This is a genomic window from Rahnella bonaserana (assembly GCF_019049675.1).
Taxonomy (GTDB): Bacteria; Pseudomonadota; Gammaproteobacteria; order Enterobacterales; family Enterobacteriaceae; genus Rahnella; species Rahnella bonaserana.
This window is the reverse complement of sequence record NZ_JAFMOW010000002.1, coordinates 1-252: the sequence shown is the minus strand read 5'-3', so window position 1 is coordinate 252 and position 252 is coordinate 1. Positions and strand designations below refer to the sequence as shown.

Annotated in this window: 1 rRNA gene; it reads left to right on the top strand. The window is 46.0% G+C overall.

Annotated elements, in window-relative coordinates:
* Window positions 1-152: 152 nt before the first annotated feature.
* A 23S ribosomal RNA gene (locus J1778_RS00010) occupies window positions 153-252 on the top strand; the annotation flags it as partial.

The following is a 252-nucleotide window of genomic DNA, read 5'->3' as shown; positions in this document are numbered from 1 at the left end:
TTGCTCTTTAACAATCTGGAACAAGCTGAAAATTGAAAGTTTACAGCTGAACATCACTCTCCGTAGAAGTACTGAGTGGTGGATTAGTCTGTAACAGAGTCTCTCAAATAATCGCAGCGCGATGTTGTCTTTAAGACACCTTCGGGTTGTGAGGTTAAGCGACTAAGCGTACACGGTGGATGCCTAGGCAGTCAGAGGCGATGAAGGGCGTGCTAATCTGCGAAAAGCGTCGGTAAGGTGATATGAACCGTT